General features: G+C 40.9%; 25 protein-coding genes. 12 read left to right on the forward strand and 13 right to left on the reverse strand.

The annotated features are described in order from the left end of the window. Positions 1-10 precede the first annotated feature (10 nt). The 5 genes from ACFQ3S_RS12670 to ACFQ3S_RS12690 all read right to left on the reverse strand — a co-directional run bounded on the left by ACFQ3S_RS12670 (position 11) and on the right by ACFQ3S_RS12690 (position 8,280). Positions 11-1,267: a right-handed parallel beta-helix repeat-containing protein gene (locus ACFQ3S_RS12670; RefSeq protein ID WP_377164948.1), complete on the reverse strand. Its 1,257-nt coding sequence runs from the start codon at positions 1,265-1,267 to the stop codon at positions 11-13. A gap of 12 nt (positions 1,268-1,279) precedes the next feature. Continuing rightward, positions 1,280-4,054: a TonB-dependent receptor gene (locus ACFQ3S_RS12675; protein WP_377164950.1), complete on the reverse strand. Its 2,775-nt coding sequence runs from the start codon at positions 4,052-4,054 to the stop codon at positions 1,280-1,282. A 247-nt stretch (positions 4,055-4,301) separates the two neighbouring features. Continuing rightward, positions 4,302-5,945, reverse strand: coding sequence for a tetratricopeptide repeat protein (locus ACFQ3S_RS12680; protein WP_377164952.1), 1,644 nt, complete (start codon positions 5,943-5,945; stop codon positions 4,302-4,304). Between the two features lie 171 nt (positions 5,946-6,116). Next, positions 6,117-6,944 (reverse strand): universal stress protein, encoded by an 828-nt coding sequence (locus ACFQ3S_RS12685; protein ID WP_377164954.1) that lies wholly within the window; start codon positions 6,942-6,944, stop codon positions 6,117-6,119. A gap of 7 nt (positions 6,945-6,951) precedes the next feature. Continuing rightward, positions 6,952-8,280 (reverse strand): inorganic phosphate transporter, encoded by a 1,329-nt coding sequence (locus ACFQ3S_RS12690; protein ID WP_377164956.1) that lies wholly within the window; start codon positions 8,278-8,280, stop codon positions 6,952-6,954. Between the two features lie 850 nt (positions 8,281-9,130). On the opposite strand from ACFQ3S_RS12690, the gene ACFQ3S_RS12695 reads away from it, so the two are divergent. The 10 genes from ACFQ3S_RS12695 to ACFQ3S_RS12740 are packed head-to-tail and all read left to right on the forward strand — an operon-like array spanning position 9,131 to position 17,971. Continuing rightward, a complete protein-coding gene (locus ACFQ3S_RS12695; protein WP_377164958.1) occupies positions 9,131-9,319 on the forward strand; it encodes a hypothetical protein in 189 nt (62 codons plus the stop codon). 20 nt (positions 9,320-9,339) lie between these two features. After that, positions 9,340-10,389 carry a hypothetical protein gene (locus ACFQ3S_RS12700; RefSeq protein ID WP_377164960.1) on the forward strand — a complete coding sequence of 350 codons (1,050 nt, stop codon included), beginning with the start codon at positions 9,340-9,342 and terminating at the stop codon, positions 10,387-10,389. Continuing rightward, positions 10,386-11,207: a cytidylyltransferase domain-containing protein gene (locus ACFQ3S_RS12705; protein WP_377164962.1), complete on the forward strand. Its 822-nt coding sequence runs from the start codon at positions 10,386-10,388 to the stop codon at positions 11,205-11,207. The genes ACFQ3S_RS12700 and ACFQ3S_RS12705 overlap by 4 nt, the downstream gene beginning before the upstream one ends. Before the next feature lie 30 nt (positions 11,208-11,237). Continuing rightward, complete coding sequence (locus ACFQ3S_RS12710) at positions 11,238-12,095, forward strand: transketolase (protein WP_377164964.1); 858 nt, start codon at positions 11,238-11,240, stop codon at positions 12,093-12,095. Positions 12,096-12,105: 10 nt separating this feature from the next. Then, entirely contained in the window at positions 12,106-13,044 is a 939-nt protein-coding gene (locus tag ACFQ3S_RS12715) for a transketolase family protein (protein WP_377164966.1), read from the forward strand. Between the two features lie 14 nt (positions 13,045-13,058). After that, a complete protein-coding gene (locus ACFQ3S_RS12720) occupies positions 13,059-14,405 on the forward strand; it encodes an aminotransferase class III-fold pyridoxal phosphate-dependent enzyme (protein WP_377164968.1) in 1,347 nt (448 codons plus the stop codon). Next, a complete protein-coding gene (locus ACFQ3S_RS12725) occupies positions 14,406-15,212 on the forward strand; it encodes an SDR family oxidoreductase (RefSeq protein WP_377164970.1) in 807 nt (268 codons plus the stop codon). It begins immediately after the preceding gene. 13 nt (positions 15,213-15,225) lie between these two features. Beyond that, positions 15,226-16,662 (forward strand): N-acetylneuraminate synthase family protein, encoded by a 1,437-nt coding sequence (locus ACFQ3S_RS12730; protein ID WP_377164972.1) that lies wholly within the window; start codon positions 15,226-15,228, stop codon positions 16,660-16,662. 3 nt (positions 16,663-16,665) lie between these two features. After that, complete coding sequence (locus tag ACFQ3S_RS12735) at positions 16,666-17,592, forward strand: sterol desaturase family protein (protein ID WP_377164974.1); 927 nt, start codon at positions 16,666-16,668, stop codon at positions 17,590-17,592. Position 17,593: 1 nt separating this feature from the next. Then, positions 17,594-17,971, forward strand: coding sequence for a DMT family transporter (locus ACFQ3S_RS12740; protein ID WP_377164976.1), 378 nt, complete (start codon positions 17,594-17,596; stop codon positions 17,969-17,971). A 313-nt stretch (positions 17,972-18,284) separates the two neighbouring features. Here ACFQ3S_RS12740 and ACFQ3S_RS12745 read toward each other — a convergent pair whose 3' ends face one another. The 6 genes from ACFQ3S_RS12745 to ACFQ3S_RS12770 are packed head-to-tail and all read right to left on the reverse strand — an operon-like array spanning position 18,285 to position 22,211. After that, complete coding sequence (locus ACFQ3S_RS12745; RefSeq protein WP_377164978.1) at positions 18,285-18,707, reverse strand: thioredoxin family protein; 423 nt, start codon at positions 18,705-18,707, stop codon at positions 18,285-18,287. Position 18,708: 1 nt separating this feature from the next. After that, positions 18,709-20,397 (reverse strand): NRDE family protein, encoded by a 1,689-nt coding sequence (locus tag ACFQ3S_RS12750; protein ID WP_377164980.1) that lies wholly within the window; start codon positions 20,395-20,397, stop codon positions 18,709-18,711. After that, positions 20,385-20,888: a hypothetical protein gene (locus ACFQ3S_RS12755; RefSeq protein ID WP_377164982.1), complete on the reverse strand. Its 504-nt coding sequence runs from the start codon at positions 20,886-20,888 to the stop codon at positions 20,385-20,387. Before ACFQ3S_RS12755 ends, ACFQ3S_RS12750 begins: the two co-directional genes overlap by 13 nt. Before the next feature lie 4 nt (positions 20,889-20,892). Continuing rightward, positions 20,893-21,291, reverse strand: coding sequence for a DoxX family protein (locus tag ACFQ3S_RS12760; RefSeq protein WP_377164984.1), 399 nt, complete (start codon positions 21,289-21,291; stop codon positions 20,893-20,895). Positions 21,292-21,305: 14 nt separating this feature from the next. After that, positions 21,306-21,743: a YHS domain-containing (seleno)protein gene (locus tag ACFQ3S_RS12765; RefSeq protein ID WP_377164986.1), complete on the reverse strand. Its 438-nt coding sequence runs from the start codon at positions 21,741-21,743 to the stop codon at positions 21,306-21,308. 15 nt (positions 21,744-21,758) lie between these two features. After that, positions 21,759-22,211 (reverse strand): YHS domain-containing (seleno)protein, encoded by a 453-nt coding sequence (locus tag ACFQ3S_RS12770; RefSeq protein ID WP_377164988.1) that lies wholly within the window; start codon positions 22,209-22,211, stop codon positions 21,759-21,761. Between the two features lie 117 nt (positions 22,212-22,328). Here ACFQ3S_RS12770 and ACFQ3S_RS12775 point away from each other — a divergent pair, with 117 nt between their 5' ends. Then, on the forward strand, positions 22,329-22,763 hold the full coding sequence (locus tag ACFQ3S_RS12775; RefSeq protein ID WP_377164990.1) for a DM13 domain-containing protein: 435 nt from the start codon (positions 22,329-22,331) through the stop codon (positions 22,761-22,763). Positions 22,764-22,765: 2 nt separating this feature from the next. After that, positions 22,766-23,680 (forward strand): hypothetical protein, encoded by a 915-nt coding sequence (locus ACFQ3S_RS12780; protein WP_377164992.1) that lies wholly within the window; start codon positions 22,766-22,768, stop codon positions 23,678-23,680. Between the two features lie 105 nt (positions 23,681-23,785). On the opposite strand, the gene ACFQ3S_RS12785 is transcribed toward ACFQ3S_RS12780, so the two are convergent. Together ACFQ3S_RS12785 and ACFQ3S_RS12790 are read right to left on the reverse strand one after the other, a co-directional pair. Further along, positions 23,786-24,568 carry a molybdopterin-dependent oxidoreductase gene (locus ACFQ3S_RS12785; protein ID WP_377164994.1) on the reverse strand — a complete coding sequence of 261 codons (783 nt, stop codon included), beginning with the start codon at positions 24,566-24,568 and terminating at the stop codon, positions 23,786-23,788. After that, on the reverse strand, positions 24,543-25,244 hold the full coding sequence (locus tag ACFQ3S_RS12790; RefSeq protein WP_377164996.1) for a cytochrome b/b6 domain-containing protein: 702 nt from the start codon (positions 25,242-25,244) through the stop codon (positions 24,543-24,545). The genes ACFQ3S_RS12785 and ACFQ3S_RS12790 overlap by 26 nt, the downstream gene beginning before the upstream one ends.

Below are 25,244 nucleotides of genomic sequence, written 5' to 3' on the forward strand. Positions count from 1 at the left end.
AATTAGCTTATTACTTTGTACCAAATGCACCCACAAACGCCGATGGAGCAGGAGAGGTATAGGTGATACCATTGGCCGTAATACCGGCGGCATGGTGGCGGGTAAAGTTTGTTTTACCTTTGTTTAAAGCAGGCGAACTGGTTTGCAAGTGAAAATCCCAACCGGTATTGAAAACTGCATTGCTGGTTGATGTGCTTAAGGGATAATTTACAAATTTGGGATCATTTGCGCCTATGGTAGTGCTTATTATATCATTTACCCCACCTACAATCTCGGAGTTAGGCTGAAACTGCGTTACCGTAGTTTGATCGTATCCATAATACCAGTTATTGCTGTATATGGAGCGGCTATCCTCCGGCTTTTTGGTATCTCTTTTTACCCCGAAACGTGTGTTGGCAAATAGGTTATTGTACAATTCGGCACGTACGGTAGCTTCAACCCAAACCGAACCGCCTTTTGCACTTGGCCTGCGCCAGCCGGTATTAACCATGGTATTATTGTAGGCTATAATGTAGGCCTGTGGTGTACGATCACCGCTGTTTGATAGTTTTAATGCATTGGTATTGGTGCTGTAAACCAGGTTATAGGCCACATCGGCCAAACAGCCCGATTTAAAGTTCATGGCTTCGCCACCGCTTACACCGGTGGTGTAAAATACGTTATTGGCAAATATAATTTTACCGCCTTCTATGTAAGTACAATCTTCTTGGAAGTTACGGAACACACTATTTTGAACAATTAGTTTACCATTAGCATTAGAGAACCAGAGTGCGGGCAGGTTTTCGCCGGCAACGGCTTTATACAAGCCTTGTTTCACCGATGTGGAAGCATCGGATGTGGTAGAACCGCCATACTCAATTATAGTATGGTCAAGTACCAGTTCGGCACAGGTAGGAGCAGCCAGTATGCCGCCCCAAAGCTTACCAAACTTTTTGGCGTCGGTTTTATAAAACTCGTTCACGGTAAAGCGAACCGGGTTTTGCTCGGTACCCAATGAGTATAAATTACCTTTTACTATAAATTCGGGCTTGGCTATAGTATCCATTAAAACGGTAACACCTTCTTCAATGGTAAGCGATTTTCCAGCAGGTATAATCACATCACCTTTAATAACCTGAGTGCTTCCCTTTGCCCAAACACCCGAAACTTCACCAATAGCAGATCCATCGGCAGGGGTGGTATCCACATCAATATTAGCCTTTTCACATCCCGTAAAAATAATGGCTAAAACAGCTAAAGCTGCAAGGGGTTTTTTAAAATTTTTCATATACTTTAAATATTATAATTTGTAACGTAAACCTATAAGGTAGCTTTGTTTGTAATAATCGTTGCGAATAAGTGTTTGTCCGTTTGATACCACATTCTCGTAAATTTTATCATTTTCGGGGTTAGTACCTTTAATAAAAAGCTTTAATGGCGTGTTTAATATGTTACCAGCTTTAACAAATACGCTTAAGCCATGCTTGAATCTTTTTTCGGCCGAGGCATCCATTTGTATAAAGGCCTTTTGCCACAGATCGTTATTCAGAAATTGCGATACGGTATTGATACGTTCGCCGGTATAAGCTGCAGCTAATTGGGCATCCCAACCTCTTTTAGTGTCCTTATACAATAATGATACGTTAGCCACATGTTCAGACTGGCCAAAAAGCGGACGGGTTTGATCAACCAGGAATGGTTCCAGATCGCCGGTTGTAGCATTTATCCTTCTTGAGGTTTTTGGGGTTGTAATACGTGAATGGGTATAAGTGTAATTTGCTTTGATACCAACTTTGTTAAAGAACTTAATATAGTCTAACTCGGCACCAAAGTTATTAGCCGTACCAAAGTTACCCGGACTGTAATAAGTATCCTGTCCGCGGGTGGCATCGGGTTGAAAAGTATATTCAATAGGGTCTTTGATTCTTTTATAAAACACACCGGCAAGTAATTGTTCGGAAGCATTTGGAAATAGCTCATAACGCAGGTCGAAATTATCGGCAATGGCACGTTTCAAATCGGGGTTACCGCGTTCCTGGTAATCTTCGTTAACCACTTTGCTGGGTACTATCTCATAAAAGCCCGGGCGGTTAAGTGCCCTGAAATATGACGCGTGTAGCTGATCTTTATCACTTAATTTATATTTTAATGTAAGGCTTGGCAATACATCGGTATAAATCTGGCTGCCTTTAGGCCTTGGCTCTCCTGCCGGAAAAAGCAGGTTATAACCTTGATTGGTGTGCTCAACCCGGGCTCCACCAACTACTTGCAGATCATTAACCGCAAACTTGACCATACCGTAACCAGCGGTTATTTTTTCGGAAGCATCGTATGTTAAAGAGTTATTAACTCCGCCACCAGGATTATTTACCGTAAAAGAAAGATCTGTATAGTTTTGAAAATCGGTACCAAATTTTGGCGCACTTCCGTCTGCCTTCGCTATGGCGCTGAAATTGTAATTATTAAAAAATCCACTTCTTTGTTTATCACGATATAAACCGCCAACCGTAAAATCAACATTGTTGTTGGCTTTATAAGTCAAATCCAGGTAACCTGCTTTATCTTCATCGGTATTGCGCTCCCAACGGCGTGTAACCGGTGAGGTATTCACTAAAGTGGTACGGTACTCTACAGGGCCGGTACGTGTACCGTTCAAGCTGATGGTCGTATTATCGGGCACATCGTTTTTAGCTGAAGAATATACGCCAGACCAGTGAATAATGAACTTATCGTTAAATAATTTATGATCTCCCTGTAAGGTACTATTGTAAATTTGCTGCTCGGTTAAACGGCTGCGGGTAGAAAATACCGGTTGCCCGTTTTGCCCGGCCGATGAGGTGTACGTGCCATCGAAAGCAGTGGTAATGGCATTACGTACCTGTATGTTATCTAATCTTAAATAAACATTGTACAGGCTAATTTTATTTTTGTTGTTAAACACGTAGTCGGCCTTAGCATTTAAACCGTAGCGTTTTTGGTGCTCAGAAAATTCACGGTAGCTTTTGTTGGTTAATGTAGCGTAAGTATCGGTACTGTTAACCGACGAGCCGTATAATGTACTGTTGCTACCACGATAGGTGTTTTGGTAACTACCGGCTAATATAATACCCAGTTTATTGTTAATAAAACGCTGACCTAAGGATAGGCTACCTACCATATTTGGAGGAGGCACCTTATTACTGTAATTAAACACACCTTTAGGGAAATCGTTTTGTGTGGCATTATAGGTACGGCCATTTAAATCGTAAGGCGACTTGTGATTTACTGAACCATAATCGTAGCTCATAAACTTGCGGTCGAAGTATAGCTGGTTATAACCGCCGGCTATGTTTGCTGTGACCTGGAAACGTTCTGGTGCATCTTTCATCACCATGTTTACAGCACCACCAATGGCGTCGCCTTCCATATTCGGGGTAAGTGTTTTGTAGATCTCCAAACGTTCTAAAATATCGGCCGGAAAAATATCAAGCGGTACATATCGGTACTGGTTATCGGGGCTTGGTATTTTAACGCCGTTAACCAGCGTATAGTTGTAGCGCTTATCCATACCCCGTATAATAGCATACTGGGCATCGCCGTTGCTGTTACGTTCAACCGATACGCCCGACACCCGTTGAATTACGTTGGCAACGGTTAAATCTGGTGATATTTCAATAGCGCGGGCCGATACCACGTTCATCACCTGTACGGCTTGCTGTTCAATGCGGCGGGCCTCACGTTCGGTTGACCCTTTTTTTGATGATGTAATGGTTACTTCCTGTAGCTCTTTACCCGCGGGTTCCATATAAATAGTAAGCTTAGGATTGTCCTCCTTTAAAATTTGGATGGCTTGGGTTACTGTTTTGTATGATATGTAGGAAACGCGCAAAGCAAAAGAGCCCTGTGGAACATCTTTGATCTCGAAAGATCCGTCTAAGCCCGTTGAAGTGCCTTTATTTGTTTTTTCAATGAGTACAGTAGCGCCAACAATGGGCTCACCAGTTTTTTGATCATACACATGACCTTTAAGTTTGGTAGCATTTGCCGCTGTAACGAAGATAAGGAGACATAACAGTGTCTGTAAAACTTTATTCATTTTCGGGAATGATTAGATACAAATTGTGAATTAAATTTTGATAGCACAAATGTGAGCTAAGTGTTTGTATCTAATGAAATAATGAGTGTTACAAAAAAGAAACACCGTTACATACACCGTATATCAAAGAGCAACATCAATTTATAAATAACTAATATTCAAAAGTTTATACTTAATTAATATCTCCGTTATCATATTATTACCGTTACATTAAGGTAATATTAAGACATTAAAAGCAGGGTGTTAATTACAAAGCCTGAATAAAGGTGGTCAAATTATCACCTTGCTCCATGTTTAGTTTTTTTCGTAAACGGTAGCGGGCAACCCGTAAGCTATCCATAGAAATTCCCAGCAAGCTGGCAATATCTTTGGAGTTGAGGTTTACTTTTAATAGAGCTATTAAGCGGATATCGGTAGAGGTAAGGTCGGTGCTGTGCTGTTTTAAATTATCAAAAAAGCTTTGATGTACCTGCTCAAACGCGGTGGTAAACTCTTTCCAGTGCTGCTCGTGATTAAAGCTTTGGTTAATCTGGTGAACAATTTGCTGCATCTGCTTTTTTTGATCACGCTTATCTTCCTTCACCATATCTTGCAGGGTGTTTCGCATGCCCTCGAGCAATTGATTGTTTTTTATTAAGTTAAGGGTATGTGTAGATAGTTCTTTTCCTTTTAGCTCCAATTGATGTTTAAGGCTTTCTTCTTCCAGCTCTTTATTTTTAAGCTCCAGTTCCATTAGGTCTCGTTGGGCCTCAAAAATAGATCTGTTTTGCTCAGCTAATATTTTCTGATCTCTGATTTTTAAACGCTGTCTGCTAAAAATAATTAAGCTCATCACAATCAGTAAAATTACAACCGTAACTACAGCCACTGTAATTATCCTGTTGGTTTTACGTATGGTATTTAACCTGTTGATCTCGTCGCTCTTTTTATTGATATCGTACAGCACTTGTAAAAAAGCCGTTTGATTAAGCCCTTCTTTAGAGTACACATCCAGAGAGTATCTGCGGCTTAGTTCTACATAATGGTAAGCGCTATCCATTTGCTTTAAAAGCTGAAATGCCTTACCCAAATCGCGACTGGAGGAGGCTAACTGGTATAAATTATTTGTTTGCAGCGCCAGGTTAAAAGCTTTGCGTGTTTGCTTAATGCTTTCGGCATAGCGGCCTGTTTTACGCAGAACATCTCCTATGTTGTTAATTACTTCAATACCCGCTACCGTATTTCCGTCATCATCGTACAACTGTTTCGATAGGTTAAAACATACGTAAGCAGAATCATATTTAGCCAGATCTTCATATATACTGCCTAAGTTTTCATAAATTTTTGCAGAGCCTTGCCTGTAATTAATTTGATCAAAACGGCTCAACGCCATACGCTGATAATAAAAAGCACTATCATACCGACGAGATTTTTCAAACAAGTGACCTATATCGCCAAATACTTCGGCTTGGCCTTTAAGGTTCCCCGTTTGCCTGTAAATAGCCAGGGCTTTTGTGTACAATACGCGCGCCCTGTTAAGCTGTTTATTATAATAAAACAGAATGCCCATTTTACTCAGGTTAGCGGCAAGCAGATCTTTGTTTTTTTGCTGGTTAAAAAGCTTATCGGCATGCTGGTAAAAATCTAATGCCTGGGCATAATGACCTTGGTTAAAACAAATTTGCCCCATTTGCTGCAAACTGTTACCGGCCACAACCATATCATTATTTTTTAAAGCTGTAGCATGAACTTTTTTAAGAACAATAAGTGCAGAATCGGGGTGATGCTGACTTATAATCAATGCCTGGTTAAGTTGTTGGCTTTGATTTGTTTGCGCTTTTAGCGTAGTGTAATGAATGCTAAAAGCTATTAGTAAAATAAAATGTAAAAGCAGTATATTTTTATTTACCATAATATTAGGCAACAAAAGCTTAATTCTGCATTTAAAATAATTTTAACTTTTTGTGTTACCGCAAATAACGTATTCTAATGTTATATAAATGTTAAAACGGGTGTATAAAAAGTTTTTATTGTTTTACCGGTGTTAAACATAATTATACTAAACTAAAAGTAAAATGGGATTTTATTCGTGCAATACCAGGATAGCTTTAACTGACCGGTTCATGATTTGGTTAACCGTACTACGGTTAAATAGGCGGTAAATAATATTATGATGATGTTTTACCAGGCACAAAATATCTGTTTCGTTTTTTTCAATGAAATCCATTATACCGCTAATGGGGCTACTATCCTGTAAATAATTAAATTGTAATTCAATATCAGGGATAATTGTTTTAATCCGGTCTTCACCAGTTTGGATATGTTTGGAATCAGATTTTTCTTCCACATACAAAACCTGCATTTTTTGGGACCGAAAAGCCTTAATCAATTCATTAAGAGCGGTTACGTCTGTTGCCGATAATTTAGTATCATAATCAGTAGCCAGGGTAATGGCGGGTGTATTCGGGAAACTACTTTCGAGCGGTATAATCAGTGTTGGGATTTTGACTTTGGTGACCATCATACTGGCATTACTACCCACTATGCCGGTTAAACCGGTTGCGCCGGTAATACCCATTACCATCAGTTCGACCGCATGGTTGTTTATATGACTTGTAATTACTGTTTTTAGGAAACCCACTTCGCACAAAGTGCTCACTTTTATCTCTTTAAATATATCTTTTGCGGTATAAGCAGCAGCCCATTCCTTCAACGCCTCTCTTTTATTACGATAGTAATCTTCAATAAAAATGGCATTGTACGTACTGTTGTTAATTCCTTCGGTAGGATGAATGGCATGAATGGCGCATATTTCCAGTTTAAGCAGCGCGGCCAAACCCATGGCATATTCCATTGCATTGGCTGCACTTGGCGAAAAGTCGGTTGCAACAAGAATTTGTTTCACTTTCATAAAACTACTATATAAATAGATGAAATAACATAAAGAGCAATACCGCTAAGGTAATTGCAACCGGTAACGTTAATACCCAGGCCAGTGCAATACTTTTAAGTGTTTTACTATTAAGATTGTTTTTACCGCCAGATGCAACCATAGCGCCAGCTATGCCGCTTGATAATACATGGGTGGTACTAACCGGAAGACCAAATGCCGTACTAAGCCCGATGGTTGATGCCGCTACAATTTCGGAGGTTGCTCCTTGTGCATAGTTAAGGTGTTGATTGCCTATTTTTTCTCCTATGGTCACCACAATTCTTTTCCAGCCAATCATGGTACCCAAACCTAATGAAAGGGAGATAATAAAAATTACCCACACAGGTGCAAAATCGGTCACTAGTTGAAGCACGGCTACTGTTTTTATAAGGGTTTCCCTATTGGTTTTTGATAAGTTTATTTGATGATTACTGGTTACGGCCTTAATATCCTTTACAATGCTTTCTACCTGTTTACGGTAACTGTATGTTTTTGCAACGTCTATCTCGTTCTTTGCGGCAAGTAAAGCTTTGGTTTTGTTAATGTCATTGTTCAGTTTCAACAATACATCTTGCTGTGTAGTATTGGTAGTAATTGCTTTAGTAATTACCTGTTCTGTTTGCCTCAGGTTGTTTAAAACCTGGGCATTAGGTATCTGGTGATTTACAGCAAAACGGGCTGGCAAAAAAGCGATTAGTATCAGCATAAATAATCCTACCCCTTTTTGCCCGTCGTTACTACCATGAAAAAAACTTACCAGTGTACAAGTAGTAATTAGCAATAAACGGATATGGATAGGTGGCCGGTCGTTTTCGCCCGAAGGGATGTGAAACAGCGAATGCGATTTAGTAACATGCTTTAAAAACAGCATAAGTAACGCAGCGGCACCAAAACCAATAATGGGCGATAAAATAAGAGATAAGCCTATTTCCTCTGCCTTTTCCCAGTTAACACCCGGCCCGTTGTAGTACCAGGTGAAGGCCAAACCAGCCCCAATCATAGCACCTATCATGGTATGGGAGCTGGAGCATGGAATGCCGAGGTACCAGGTTCCTAAATTCCATATAATGGAGGCCAGCAATACTGATAATACCAGGCAAGCACCTACACTAACCGGAAGGGTCATTAATTTATCTAAGGGAACCAATTTAAGAATACCCATAGCAACCGTAACACCGCCAAAAAACACACCCAAAAAATTCCAGATCCCCGACCAGGGGATAGCATAAACAGGTTTTAACGCTTTCGTGTAAATTACGGTTGCTACTGCGTTCGCCGTATCGTGAAAGCCGTTAACGAATTCAAAACCTATCACTGCAAGGATACACAAAATAAAAACGAACAGCAGATAACCGCTTAAATTGACCTGACCCAGAAATGGAAGAACAATCGAGATGATTGAGTGATGCATATTTACCAAATAACCACTTCTTATGTTGCTTTTAAGTAATCTTAATATGAACGAATGGTTATATTATTATGAGAGCGGCTAACTTATTTGTATTTTAAATAACTTATAATGATGTGAAATTACCATACAAAATATTTACATTTTAACACTTGCAATAATGCGTACCTGTAACTAAGTAGCACTACTTGTTTTATCAGCATAAAAATATAAAATTTGGTAACAGGTTGTTACCTCAACCTAACAATCGGTCAATAGATTTATATTGAAATGAAGTCTGCAGTATTCTACAAAGTGATACGAAAAGTTTTTAAAATGCTCAGTTAAGATTGATAGGGAGCCTTCAACGGAATTTCATTAAAGGCACTGGAACAAACTTTATGTTTATACAGCATGCAGTATTATCAGCCCCGAGCAAAACGTGGGAAATTTTAGATCAATGTTTCAGACATTGATAAATAATAGGCAACATAAAACGTTTATAATGAAATAACTGAACTGTTTTATAACATAATTAGATTTATTTAAAAGGGACAAGCTGGCTTATAAACCGGCTTGTCCCTTTTTATGTTTTCCTTTATTTGAAAATTGACGATGAAGCATATAATCGGGTGATTTTTACGGCCAATGTTAATTAGATATACTGAATATCTAAATTTTAATATTGGGATAAAGTTGTGTTTATAGCATCTTAATTATAACATAACCCACGCTTAGCATTATTTAAAGGTTGCAGTTTTACTTTTAACTCATGATAATGACCTATAGTGATGTGGTATTAATTCAACAAGAAATTTTCAATTCATCCTTACGCTACCACAATGCCCCTGCCGCTGCATGTAACCAGTTAATAGCCATTACCGGGCAGGAAACAGGTTACAAAAATAAATATAACGGCCCTGAGGTAACCTCACCTGGTGCGTATGTAAAAAGTAAAAAATTCTAAATTTATAATAATTATACCGTATGCAAAAAATACTGTTTATGACAGGTTCTATGAACCAAACATTACAGATGCATAGCATAGCCACTAAATTAGCTGAATTTGATTGTTGGTTTAGCCAGTTGTTTACAGATTCGTTTTTGATGAACAGTGTATTTAATAAAACGAATTTGCTTAATAGCACTGTAATGGCCGATCAGTTTCGTAAAAATTCTGAAAAGTATTTGCGAGGTCACGGATTGCAAATTGATTACGGGGCAAAGCTTAACCACTATGACCTGATTGTGTACTGTTCAGATATGATCATTCCCGAACGTACCCGTAATACCAAAACCATTTGGGTTCAGGAGGGCATGGTAGATAGGTACACTATAAAGAGCCTGTTGGTAAACAAACTTAAATTACCCCGGTATTTTTGTGGTGATACCTCACTTAACGGGTCTTCAAACGTGTGCGATATTTATTGTACCGCATCGGCCGGTTATAAAGAATATTTCGCCTCCAAGGGCACTCAAGCCAATAAAATCGCAGTTACAGGAATTCCAAACTATGATAACCTACAAGTTAACCTGTATAACGACTTTCCTCATCATAACTATGTAATGGTGGCTACCACCGATTTGCGCGAGACCTTTAGGTTTGAGAACCGCCCGGCTTTTATTAAAAAAGCTGTTAAAATAGCAGCAGGACGTCAGTTGTTATTCAAGCTTCATCCCAACGAAAATACCGGGCGCGCCAAAGCCGAAATTGCACGGTATGCCCCTGAAAATGCATTGGTTTTTACATCTGGTAATACCAACCACATGATAGCCAATTGCTGCGAACTGATTACCCAGTACTCTACAGTTGTTTACACCGGGATCATATTAGGCAAAAAAGTACATTCCTGGTTCAATATCGATGAACTAAAACGGCTTGCCCCTGTACAAAACGGAGGCTCGTCAGCTCTGAATATAGCTCAAATTTGTCGTAGTTATATTCACTATAAAGGCAATAAGCAACAGTTTAACCCACAAGCCGTGCTGGCATCCCAAACCGAAGAGGTTATTGCCCATGAGGAGATTTACGTATGACTGATAAAAAGGCAAACAAAATATTAATTGTAGTACAGGCACGTATGGCATCGGGCCGTTTACCCGGCAAGGTAATGATGACCATAATGGGTAAAACTCTGCTTGCGCTTATGATAGAACGCCTAAACTCAATAGGCCATTGGGCTACCGTTGTTATAGCCACATCAAATAATGCCGAAGATAATGTAATTGTAAGCGAAGCGGAAGAACTGGATGTTCCCTGCTACCGCGGTAGTATGAATAATTTACTTGACCGCCATTACCAGGCTGCAAAACGTTTTGAGGCTGATGTGGTACTCAAAATACCGTCCGATTGTCCGTTGATAGACCCAAAAGTAATTGATCAGGCGCTGGATTTTTTCTTTGCTAATCCTGGCGCGTATGATTATGTGAGCAATCTGCATCCGGCTACTTACCCGGATGGTAACGATGTAGAGATCATGACCATGGAGTGTTTGGAAAGAGTATGGAAAGAAGCTACCCTGAACCTGGAACTTGAGCATACCACACCCTACATCTGGGAAAATCCACAATTATTTCGCATAAGTAATATTAGTTGGGAAACCGGATTGGATTATTCCATGTCGCATCGTTTCACTATTGATTACCAGGAAGACTTTGAATTTATTAAACGTGTTTTTGAAGAACTGTATCCTGAAAAAGAGGATTTCAGCTGTCAGGATATTATCGACCTGCTAAACCGTAAACCGGAGATATACCAGATCAATGCTATGTACGCGGGTGTAAACTGGTATCGCCATCATTTAAACGAATTAAAAACCATTCAGCCGGGCCAAACCAAACTAATTACGGTATAAGCTTAGGTTACATAGTTAAAAGTTATCAAAGTGGAAGTTAGCACAGTAAAAGAATTACAAGATATTTCCCTGAAGGTACGTGAACACATTGTGCGCATGTCTACCAAAGGAGGCTGTTTCACAGGCGCATCTTTATCGGCTGTCGATTTGATCGTTTACCTTTACAGTGAGTTTTTAAATGTAAACACGTTAAACTTATATCAACCCGAGCGTGATTACCTGTTTCTTTCTAAAGGCCATGATGTGCCGGCCTTATATGGTACACTTGCCGAACTGGGCATGCTGCAAAAAGAAAGGCTGAACAATCACTTGTCTTTAAACGATTACATTTACTGGCACCCTAACACCCGCATTCCGGGCATAGAGTTTCACTCGGGTTCACTGGGTCATTTACCCTCGGTGGCAGTGGGTGTGGCCATGGATATTAAAATAAGCGGAGGCCATAATAAAGTTGTTTGCATTTTAGGTGATGGCGAACTGAACGAAGGTACCTGCTGGGAGGCTTTACTGATAGCCAACGCTTACAAGCTCGATAATCTTATTTTTGTGGTAGACCGTAACCAATTTCAAGCCAATGTACGTACCGAGGAATTGATACCGCTTGAGCCGCTTACCGATAAATTTGCAGCTTTTGGTGCCGCGGTAAAGCGCATAAACGGGCATAATTTTACTGCCTTACATGAAGCTTTTAGTGCGTATCCCTTTGAGCAGGGAAAAGTAAATGTGGTAATAGCCGATACTGTTCGCGGTAAAGGGCTTCCCAGCATTGAAGAACGGGCGGACAGATGGTTCTGTAATTTCTCATCAAACGAAGTAGAACAGCTTTTGCTTGAACTTCACGGCCATCACAGCACATTATTAACCTCCGAAACCTTAGTGGTACGCTAACCATTACACCATGACTTACGAAGAACTACTTACCCAAACCGCCTTAGCCGACGAGCAGGTGATAGTGATGACAGCCGAAAACCGTGCACTTGTACGCAACCTGCCGGGTATTTTAGGCAAACGCTTTATTGATACCGGTATAACCGAGCAAACCATGATAGGCGCTGCCGCGGGCTTAGCCTTGCGTGGTCGTACACCAATAGTACATGCGCTTGCTGCGTTTTTAACCATGCGAGCTTTTGAATTTGTACGAACCGATTTAGGTATAGCGAGTTTACCTGTTAAATTAAGCGGATTTATTCCCGGCTTTCTGTCTGATGCCAATGGGCCTACACACCAGGCCATTGAAGATGTTTCCATTATGCGTGGAATACCCAATATGACCGTGTTTGCACCTGCCGATGAAGACGATCTGGTAAAAATGCTGCCCTTGATATGGCAATCGTCCGAGCCGGCTTACACCAGGATCAATACCCGTAAAACAGGCCACGAGCATACTCCGTTTGAAATAGGCAAAGCCGAAATAATTGCTGTTGGAAAAGATGTAACCATACTTACCTACGGTTTATTATTTGAACAGGCACTAATAGCCACAGAGATGTTGAAAAATGAAGGTCTTTCGGTGGGTTTAATTAATATGCGTAGCCTTAAACCTGTAGATGAGCAGGCCATATTGAATGCCGCCGCGCAAAGCCAGTTATTGGTAACGCTCGAAGATCATTTTATAACAGGCGGACTTTACACCATAGTGGCCGAAGTGATGTTAAAGCATCAGGCTTCGGCAAAAGTATTACCTATGGCGTTAAACGACAGGTGGTTTAGGCCGGCGCTGCTGCCCGATGTATTACAGCACGAGGGTTTTACCGGCAAGCAAATAGCCGAAACCCTGTTAGGTTACCAAACTACCCATCATCAGCCCGAAATTTTGAAACCTCAATTTGCTGAATAAGCTATTTAAGATATATGTCAAATACAGTAAGTTTTAATAACAATTACCCCGATATTACTCAGTCGGAGAAGTTATATCAGCGTGCCTTAAAAGTACAGAAACCGGTTACTCAAACCCTGGCAAAAGGCCCCGGCCAGTTTACTGAAGGGATAGCGCCAAAGTACCTGGTAAAAGGCAAAGGATCGCGTGTTTGGGATGTTGATGGCAATGAATACATTGATTTCAATGCTGCTATTGGTCCGTTGTCATTAGGATATGCTTACCCCGCGGTTGACGAAGCTATTAAACAGCAACTCCATGATGGGATTACTTTCTCGTTAATGCACCCGCTGGAAGTTGAATTATCTGAACTGATACAGGAGATAATTCCCAATGCTGAGGCGGTAAAAATTGCTAAGACAGGTGCCGATGTATGTTCGGCCGCTATACGTGTAGCCCGTGCGTTTACTGGTCGCGATAAGGTTTTTTGTTGTGGTTACCACGGCTGGCACGATTGGTATATAGGTATAACGAGCCGTAACGCCGGTATTCCAGAAGTCATTCAGGACATGACTTACACATTCGGGTATAATGATATAACTTCGATTAAAGCAGCGTTGGATGAAACCGTTGCTGCCGTTATCCTTGAGCCATTTATTTTTGAAGCACCGGCTCCCGGGTTTTTACACAAACTGGCCGATGTATGCAAAGAGAATGGTACACTACTTATTTTTGATGAAATGTGGACCGGCTTTCGCATTGCTATAGGCGGTGCTCAGGAATATTTCAACGTAAAGGCAGATTTGGCCGTGTACTCAAAAGCATGTGCTAACGGTATGCCTATAGCACTTTTAACGGGCCGAGCCGATGTAATGCAATTGTTTAACTCACAAGTGTTCAGTTACACCACATTTGGCGGCGAAGCATTATCACTGGCCGCATGTATAGCTACCATTAACGAACTTATCGATAAAAACGTTCCCCAATACCTTGATGAAAAAGGCGCGTTACTAAAAGATGGTTATAACCAGCTGGCTATAGAATTGGGTATGGACCAATATACAGGTTGTATAGGTTTCAATTGCCGTACCATGGTAACCTTTACACCGGAAGCCGGTGATGCTTTAGAAGTAAAAACCCTTATGCAGCAGGAAATGATAAAACGAGGTGTGCTTTGGGCCGGTTTTCATAATATGTGTTACAGCCATACCGATGAAGATATTTCATATACCATGCAGGCATATAGGGATGTATTACCTCTCGTGAAAGAAGCTATTTTAAGCGGTAATGTAAAAAGCTATTTAAAAGGTGAGGTTTTAGAAGCCGTTTTCCGAAAGGTAAGTAACTATAATATTAAACCGAAAACAACAGCCATTCTGTAAATGACAAATATGTTTTCGTTACAAGGAAAAACAGCTATTGTAACCGGTGCGTTAGGTCTTATCGGCAAAAAGCACTGCGAGGCACTGTCTGGTGCCGGTGCTAACGTAGTTGTGGCCGATAGGGATGAACAAAGTGTTAAACTATTTGCCCGCCAATTAGGGCCACAGCATTCAGGTATGGCAATCGATGTTACCGATAAGGAGTCTGTTGTGGTGGCTTGCGAAAGCATACTCAAACAGTACCATACCATTGATGTACTGGTTAACAACGCGGCTATTAACGATATGTTTGAAAACCCGGCAATGGCAAAAGAGCTCTCGGCGTTTGAAAATTATCCTTTAGAAGCTTTTCAACAATCGCTTAATGTGAATGTTACCGGTGTGTTTTTATGTTCGCAAGTGTTTGGTTCTGTAATGGCAGGGCAGGGCAGTGGCAGTATTATTAATATAGCCTCAACTTACGGCATGGTTGGCCCCGATCAGCGTATTTATCAGAACGAGTGCGGCGAGCAAACTTTTTACAAATCGGCAGCTTACCCCGTAACCAAAGGGGCGGTTATAAACTTTACCCGTTTTTTAGCAGCTTACTGGGGCAATAAAGGTGTACGTGTAAATACACTATCGCCAGGTGGCGTAGAGAACGGTCAAAACGAAATATTCATACAAAACTACTCCGCTAAAACAGTATTGGGCCGCATGGCGCAGGCAAATGATTATCAAGGTGCACTAATATACCTGGCAAGCGATGCTTCTGCTTACATGACAGGTGCCAACCTGGTGGTTGATGGTGGATGGACAGCAATATAACCCTAACAAAACTATGAACGAGATTTTAAAACAAAAAGCAACCGATATTAAGTTGTTGCTGACCGATTGCGATGGTGTACTAACCGATGCCGGAGTTTATTATGGCAATAATGGCGAAAACCTTAAAAAATTTAACATGCGCGATGGAATGGGTGTTGAACGATTACGCAAGTATGCTGGTATTGAAACAGGCATTATAACTGGCGAACATTCTCCATCGGTAATTAAACGTGCCGAAAAACTAAACATTACCGAATTACACTTAGGCGCTAAAAACAAACCGGTTATATTTAACGAAATTATTGACCGCCTGGGGCTGCAGCCACATGAAGTAGCTTATATAGGCGACGATCATAACGATCTGGAAATAATGAAACTGGCGTCTATAACCGCTTGCCCTGCCGATGCACTTCCCCAGGTACAAGCTCAGGCTGATATGGTTTGCAACCTTAAAGGTGGCGAAGGCTGTTTCAGGGAATTTGCCGAATGGCTGATCGAAGCTAAGAACGAAGCATCGATGTACCCGACAGGTAAAGGTTATATAACGTTAACCAACGGCCGAAAAATAGGTAAAAACCAGCCCGCCTATATAATAGCCGAAATTGGTATTAATCATAATGGCTCTTTAGAAACAGCCAAGCTGCTAATTGATGAAGCCGTGGCCGCTAAGGCAGATGCTGTTAAATTTCAAAAGCGTACACCGGAAATTTGTGTACCTAAGGATCAATGGGAAATTATGCGCGATACGCCATGGGGTCGTATTTCCTACATTGATTATAAACGCAAAACCGAATTTGGTATAGCCGAATATGCAGCAATTGATCAGTATTGTAAAAAATTAGGGATAGATTGGTTCGTATCGCCATGGGATATTAATGCGGTTGATTTCATGGAACATTTTGATACCGTAATTTATAAACTGGCATCGGCTTCGTTAACTGATCTTACTTTAATACAACGCATACTCCAAACTGGTAAACCGCTGATGTTGTCTACCGGAATGTCTACCATTAAAGAGATAGAAGCAACGATGGCTTACATTAGGGCTTACAACGAAAATTATCCGCTTTGTATTGCTCATTCAACATCTGCATATCCATGCCCACCTCACGAACTGAATCTCAGAATGATACAAACTTTAGAAGCTAAATACCCGGGCATACCTGTAGGATATTCTGGTCATGAAACAGGTTTAGCTACAACGGTTGCTGCGGTGGCCATGGGGGCAACTTTTGTGGAAAGACACTTTACGCTTGACCGTGCCATGTGGGGATCGGATCATGCTGCTTCGGTTGAGCCACAAGGCCTTCAACGTTTAGTACGCGACATCCGTGATACCGAAATTTCAGCCGGTGATGGTGTAAAAAGGGTTTATGAATCGGAACTTGCACCAATGAAACGGTTGCGTGTAAATATTAGCGACGAATATAAGGAGAAACCTGTTTCATAAATTATGCCACCGGATAAACTGCTTACCATTACTACTACCATACTCATTTGCTGGATAATATTGATTATTAGCTGGGAACGTATTTTGCCTTATCGCAAGGGTTTAGCTTTATTTAGGGAGGGTTTTTGGGTAGACCTGGTATGGTACACGCTTATTCAGAGCTATTTTTTAAAAATCATCATCTTTGATTATATAATAGCACCTGTACAACATCGTGTTGATTGGACCAACTGGCAGTTTGTTAGAGACTGGCCTCTGCCTGTACAGGTGCTGTTTTTCGTTATAACGCACGACTTATACATTTACCTGTTCCATCGTTTCCAACATCGTAATAAAACTTTTTGGCGCATACATGAGGCCCATCACTCGGGCAAGGAAGTCGATTTTTTAGCCGGGTCGCGCTCCCATATACTCGAGATAATCATCAACCAAACCATAGAGTTTGCACCCATCATATTTTTAGGTGCCGATCCTGCGGTAATTCTTATTAAAGCACTGATCGACGCCGTATTCGGTATGTTTATCCACGCCAATATTAAGGTTAATTTGGGGAAGTTTAAATATATTGTAAATACTCCCGAACTTCATTTATGGCATCATGCTAATTACCAGGAGGTTTTCCATGCCAACTTCTCTACAAAATTCTCATTTTGGGATTACCTGTTCGGCACTGCATACGATCCGGGACATACCCCAAGCAACAGCTCCGAAAGCTGGGGCTTGGGGTATTCGTATCCTAAAGACTATTTTTTACAGCATGCTTACTCTTTTAAACGTTTTGATGAATATGATCTGCTGAAGTACAACTGGTTTAAACGATATTACAATTTACGTCCTCATTTAATAAAGTGGCTCGTTAAACTTTGGAGTAAACCCGTAAATGACCGTAAGCATACTTCAAAACTACAACAAGAGAAGAGTATTTATTAATATGGCCTGGTTATATCTCATTATTGCAGCCCTGTTTGAAACAGCATGGACCTTTTCTGTAAAGTATTTTAAGTTTAGCAGCTTTAGGCTTTTAAACACGACCAATATTTATAAAGCAGAGGGTATTTATATTGTTGCACCCCTTTTAGGATATATTATTTTTGGAATAGCTAACGTGTACTTTTTTTCATTGGCTATTAAACAAGTTCCAACTGCTATGGCTTTTGCCGTATGGACAGCCTCAACTCTTGTTTTTATAAAGCTTGTTGATGTGTTTTTCTTCAGGCAACATATTTCGTGGGCAGAAACATTCTTTCTGATGCTTATTATGATAGGTATCATTGGAATGAGAATTTATTCGGTTAGTCCAGATAAATAACTCAGGATCAAAGTTTAAACTGTGGGCTGTAAAGTACACCTAAATAAATTGGAATATTTGAAACCAAAATACAACAGGGTTAAAAATATTTGGTGTAAGCTGAATGCAATGGGCATTACTAAACTACTGTTGCTACCTAATCAAATTAATAATATGATATACTTAACCGTTATTCAGTTATTGTATGAAATTTAGCTGGGCTATTTTTTGTAGATTTTAATAAAAAAAGAGGCTGAATGATAAATAACCAAGGATTAAGCCGACGAAGGTCGGCCTGGTGCATTAGGTAATATTAATAAGGGTGAGATAGGCATCATGGTAAGAGACGTAACAATTTGTTTGTGTTAGCGAAGCCTTCCCACTTTTTAGCCAATGTACCGTCGCTATTAAAATATAATAAGGTGGGAGTTGCCCTTATCGGGTACAGGCCGTTTAGTTTTTTCCCTTCTTCGCTGTCTACATCAATGGCTACATTAATCAATTGGGCATTGTAAACATCGCCGATTTGCTTTTCGACTAATATTTCGTGTTCCATTTTTTTACAGGTAGGGCACCAACTGGCGTGAGCGAAAACAAATAAAGGTTTGCCCGCTGCTTTAGCGGTTGCCTTTGCCTCATTCAAGGATATCATTTTAAATTGCACACCGCTTTCTGAAGTTAACAAAGGTTTGAATTTAGAACGGCAGGCACCGAACAACAGGCTAATGATAAGCAGCAATGCATATTTATTTTTCATTTCAGGAAATGGTTAGGTTCACATATTGAGTATTATTTTTGATCATGTCCATACCTTGACGATAGGTCATGTGGGCCAGCCCGCGCTTTTTACGGTTAAGTTTGCTAATATGATATAAAATAGCCCAGTGCCGGATAATCTCTTTCCATGCAAAAAAGATGGAATGTTTAGGGTCGTACATGTGGGCAGGTTCGCTGGCGGCACCATTCACCTCGATGATCTTAAATTTTCCGGCGCAGAGTTCTGCCCAGCTATCATATTTAACATCCAACCGGCCATAGTAAAAACCCGGAATCTGCGCGCATACCGCATGTATATTTTTAACTAATTCGGACGTAACCTGCGGGCTGAGGTCAATAAATTTGGCACCGCGGCTATGATTGCCATACGGCGCAGGTAGGCAGGCCTCGCCGTATGGCAACACTTTTTGTAAAGCCAGGCCATACGCTTTTTTCAAGGCTGGTATTTGCAGTAGGTATCTCGGATTGGCAGCAAGCAATTCTTGCAAAGTTGCCTTTCCATCTCCCGTAACCATCATCAATTCTTTACCCACAACACCGGTAATTGTACCCGTACGGCTTCCTGGCCTACTAAAATAAAAAATCCCGGCTTCGTAAGGGTGGCTAATATACTCTTGTAACAGGAAATCAACTTTACTGTTGGTCGCATAATCGGCTAGGTCTTGTTTTGATTGAAGTAATTTGACCTGCAAGCCGCGCTGCCCTATATCGGGCTTAGCAATCAAGGGCAATTTTATCCCAGGGTTTTCTATTGAATATCCTGCTTTAACCAATATAGTTTGCGGGCAATATTGCGCCGGTATATGCGCATAAATATCGTTTTTACTATCCATCGCGAATCCGCCGTTTTTCATTCCGGGGTTAGCCGTATTGAAAAAAAATATTGCACGCGATTTAAGGCTGAGCCAAAACCAGTAAAACATCACCGGGATATAAATCATATAGTATGGCCAATACTCCCAATTAAATAGTTTGACCATGAAAATTCGTAAACTTAGCCATGGTATTTGCGATGTTGTTATTGCCAAATGTTGTACCTGCATCGTAGTCGATTTCAGGTCATCGTAGGTCATTATAATGGCTTGGCCAAATACAATCTTAACATGTGTAATGCTTACCGTCCCGATTGTTCCTGCCAAACGTTCGGTTTGGTGAAAATTGATGATTGACCTGCTATCTGATAAGATAGTACTTTTAAACCGGTCTTTTTTTACAGTTTGAGCAGTTTCATCATAAAGCGTGGCCGAACTCCAAATATGCGATGAATGCTGATCAAGCGGCAAAGTATATTTTGCCGTGCCATCCCAGCGGCATTCGTAGAGCATCCCATTCATACAAATAATTAAAGTAAATGGCTCAATGTTGTTGAGATCAACCGAATTAAAATAGGCAAGAGGCTTACTGGCAGCTAAAACGTTAAGCAACAACACACCCCGGCTAATGCGATAGGGCGGTTGAGCAAAATGCTTAACAAATGCGCCGTTTAACAGCACTGCCATATCTCCATTGGCTTTAGCTGCTATCCAGCTTCCGCTCATATCCGGGTCCTTAGGATAAAGCATGTCTTGGTACACCGAAGGTGATAATGCCGAACCCCTGTTGCAATGTTCATCACGGTTGGAGGTAAGGTAAAAGCCGTCTTGAGTGGGTATATAAGTTACTGTGCACATGCCTGTCTAAATTTTAAGGTAGATGCAGCGATACCGAACCCTGCCGGTATTGCGATACCAGCAACCGTGTTAACACCAATACGGATTAAGGCCAGATGATGCACAGTATGCTCCAGATTATAAATCAGTTCTCGATAATAATTGGTGGTTACACTGACAGAATTTGTTTCCGCATCGTCGTAGTTCACCAACAATGTAAGTGCCCTGTCTGGTCTATCTAAGCCTGTAATAATTTCCTTCAACTCACCAATGGCCACAAATTTACTGCTTTCTATCGCATGGTTTCTTTTGCGTTGGTCATAATCTACCTTACCGCTATCGTAACCTTTATTAAGCTCTATATAAAACTCCAGGATATGGCGGGTATGTTCGCCAATGGTAGCACCAGATAAAACACTTACCGGAAGGATAAATTGATCATTGGTTAATAACTCAAGCACTTCGCCTAATTGCTCTAATAACTTACTGATGGGTTTTGTTAGCGGCATCATTATACTACAGTTTAAAAGGAATAAAACTGATCAGCTGTCTTCTTAACAGTAATAGTAAAGCCGTACAGCTACTAAAAACCAGCATAGCCAGGATAAATAGTTTGCCACCGTCGTTTTGCACCACCAACCCTAATTGCGTAATATGGAAAAATATGGCTCCGGCCATTATACCCAAGCCTAAAAGTGCGCCTAAACTGGTGGTTTTGGGGATCAGCGTCAATATAGATGCAATAAGTTCAAAGCAGCCGATACCAATTCGGCCCCAGGGTTCCATATTCAGTTTGGTGAAAATATAAACCGATTCTGGCGCGGCGGTAAATTTAAAGAACAGGGTTTGCAACATAATTGCCGCAGCCACCAGGCGTAAGATCCAGGTAACTATGTTGAATGTTTTAGTTGTCATGATGTTACGGCGTTTTATTGAACTTTAACTGCAGGCCATTGCTGGTCAGCTTTAATAATCAAATTAGGTTGATCCTTCGTCCAAATTTCTTTTACTTTAGAATTGTAGTTGAAATAAAGCTTATCGTTTACAATGGTCCATGTATCGGTTTGTGTTGGGGCTTTGTGGCCTTCGGCAGTACCATAGGCACAGTAACCGCCATATTGTGGGGCGTATTTTTCAGGCGCTGCTTTAAAGGCGTTCATGTCTTCCGTGCTGGCAAACAACCAAGTGGCATTATTCCATTGATAGGACAGGCTGTCCGCGCCTTTAACGGCTTTGGATTGTTTAAAAAAAGCAACCGGGTCATAACCTTTGATAGCTTTACCGCCGCTGATGAATACTTCTGATTTTTGTGCACTGGCACTTAATGTAAAAATGGACAGGGCTGCAATGATGAGTGTACGTTTCATATTTATTTTTTGTGATTAATTTTGATTAAATTTTGTCCAGTTAGCATCCGCTTTGGTTTTCAGGTTGCTTTCATCCTTATCCCAAGATTTTTTGGTGTTGTTAAAAAACTTGTTGTAAAACAGGTAAAGCTTGCCGTTCACCAGTTTGAAGGTTTCCGGGTCAACAGCTACCTTAGTGCCGTTGGCTCCCATCGCGTAAGCACACCAACCGCCATATTGAGGTTGATACTTTGCGGGATTCGCTTTAAACAGGTCGCGGTTTTGGGTACTGGCAAAATGATAAGTTACGTCCTGATTTAATAGCGCAATTTCTTTTCGTCCTTCTACCGCTTTTTGTTGGGTGAAATAGGCAACTGGATCGTAACCTGCCAGCGCCAGGCCTGATCCGTCCAGGTTAAATTGTTTTTGAGCCTGAACATTGGTCAGCGTGCCAACCATAAATAATAAAAAAAATAAGTATTTGTACATCGTGTTTCGGTGTTGTTTATTGCTTTGTCGCAGCTTACAACCAAACCTTACAATAAATTTATTTGTAAGGAAAGCTGTTGCGGCGCGACCAAACCGTAAAACCTAATAATTGAGATCATGAAACATTTAATTTATTTAAGCGCTGTAATTGCACTTGCAGTGAGTTTTACCGGCTGTAAAAAAGAAACTACCCCTATGGTAGCGCTCAATGAAAAAGTGGACGTTACTATATCTAAACCCGAAACCAGCAGCAGCAGTTTCAGGAACGGTGCTTACGGCTCTGTAACCGGTACCGCCCGCGTATATGAAACGAATGGTAAATACCAATTAGCATTGGAAAACTTTACCAGCAGCAATGGGCCCGATCTTAAAGTGTATATCAGCAAAGAGCAGCAACCTGTTAACTTTGTGAATTTGGGTTCCTTAAAATCTACCGCAGGCAACCAATTGTACGATATACCGGTTAGCATCAATGTTAAAGAATATACGTACGCGCTGATTTATTGCCAGCAATACAGTCATTTATTCGGTTATACCCAATTCACTTATTAAGTATGAAAAAGATATACCTTACTTGCATTGCCCTGCTATGCACGGCTTACAGTTTTGCCCAAGGTTGCAGTGATGCAGGCTTTTGCAGCCTTAGCGTGCTAAAAAATAATATTACCGATTCGGCCAACCATACGTTAAGTTTCGGTTTAAATTATGGTGTTGGCAAAGAGCAAACCAATATTACCAATGCTTACGTGGAATATGGCACCAAGATTAATAGTCGTTTATCATTCCAATCCAAACTCACCGCTACTTATGCTACCGGCTTTTTAGGCAGCGCTTTTGATATCGGTGATATTTATGGCACACTCAATTACTCCTTTAAAACAAAGGCTAATTACAGTATCAATATCATCGGAGGCGTTAAAGTTCCGCTTACCTCGGGTAATCATAAAAATAAGGATGGTAAACCGCTACCGCTGGATTATCAGGCCAGCATAAGTACGTATGATGCTATTGGTGGGATCAATTATATTGTTAACCACAGTTGGGAGTTTGATGCCGGGATACAAGTGCCGGTGATACAAGTTAATAAAAGTACCTACTTCCCGGATGAATATAGCGACCCAAGGGCAAAAGAATTTGCGCCAACCAATAATTTCAAGCGCAAAAGTGATATACTTGGCCGCATTGGCTATTATATTCAGTTTTCGGCATCAAACATCACCCTAAAACCAAGCTTGCTGGGTATCTACCATTTAGGAACTGATACTTATGAGGACCGCTTTGGTCAAATAACTGCGATAACCGGATCAGATGGGTTTACGCTGAACGGCAGTATAGTTGGCACTAAAAAGTTCAATAATGGAAATAGCCTGGAAGTGCTTGTTGCTACGCCGTTTATTGTACGCAAAGTACGACCCGATGGATTGACCCGCGTAGGCGTGATCAATTTGCAATACACCATAGCCTTTTAAAACTTTAAACTAAATAAACTGGTGAATATTAAAACACAAGGTAGGTAAACATATCTGCATGCGTTTAAATCACAGCCCATAGTCTATATTCGGGGCCACCATTGCTTACAATCCCGAATAATAATCATAACCCTCCCTGGCCCAGTAATCGGGCGGGCGGGTGTTACTGAAAGTCATAGAGCCGATACGCTTTAAATTTTTTATGCCATACTTAACCGGTATAATCAGTCGTAAAGGCGCTCCATGATTATGTGGGATAGGCCGGCCATTCATTTCATAGGCTAATATTGTTTGGGGATGAATGGCGCTGGGCATGTCCAGCCCAACCTGGTATTCCCCATCAGGGGTTATTAAGCCCATGTATTGCATTTTAATCTCTTCAGCCAGCCCAAAGTATTCAATAAAGTCAATCATTTTTAGGCCACCCCAGTATTGGATCTGGTCCCAGCCCTCCACACATTTGAAATCATAAACGATCTCTGTTTTTGGCAAAGCTTTGATCTGATCGATAGTAATGTGCACAACCTCGCCGCCTGATTTTTTTACCTCCATCTTCCAGCCGGCAATGTCAATGTTACTTTCCAAGCCAATGTTGCTGTTTTGCCGTACGTTTTTGGCCGCCATTGCTTTTGGATAAGTTTTAACTAAATGATTATTGCTAAAAAAATTTCGGAAAAAGAGTTCCGTTTTATTCAACGCACGACGTAGCGGCACTTGCGCCCCACCTGTTATCCCGGTTGCTTCTTCAGGCGAAGTGTACAGTATTCGCCAGCCTTTATAAGCCGCAGCCGAACTCAATGCAAAAACACTCAAGGATATAAAGTTGCGCCGCTTTATCTTTTGATCAATGGTGAGGGGTTTTTTAACTTTCTTTAGGTTGTTCATCATCCTTTGATATGTTTAAGGTTTTTGGGGTATTAACTACTTCGAAGCCTGAGATAACCGACCAGAAGTTTTTCCAGCCAGCCAATATTACCTGTATGATATGGATCAGGAAAAAGATAACATACCCAATTGTTAATATAAAGTGGATAATACGGGAGGCATGATAGCCCCCGCATAGCCAGGTAATAGTTGCAAATTGTACAGGCTTATAAATAGCAAGCCCGGTTACCAGTGAACCAAGCCCCATCAAAACTATAGCCGTGTAGGCAATGCGCTGTGCCGCGTTGTACTTATTTTGTGGCGGAAGCATTTTACGGATATGCAGGTCATGCAGCAGCACCAACCAGGCCTCTTTAAATGACTTCCTATGCGGTACAAGTTCTCGCCATGAACCGGATATAATTGTGTAGGCTACATAGACCAAACCGTTAAGCGCAAAAAACCACATAAATAAAAAGTGGAACGCCATGCCCTTGGCCAAATGCGCAGGTATATCCAACGCTTTGTTAAACCACTCCGGGAAAAACTTGAAATAGGTATGCCCGAATAGCGAAATGGTGTACACATCGTTACTCCAGTAAATGAGCATGCCGCTCCAAATCATAATGCTAAGCAGCGGAAAGTTGACCCAATGTGTCCAGCGCATCAGCACGGAATGCTTTTCTTTGATCGTTTTCAT

Origin of the sequence: Mucilaginibacter terrae, assembly GCF_042679325.1 — a bacterium.
In the GTDB taxonomy this organism is placed as follows: domain Bacteria; phylum Bacteroidota; class Bacteroidia; order Sphingobacteriales; family Sphingobacteriaceae; genus Mucilaginibacter; species Mucilaginibacter terrae.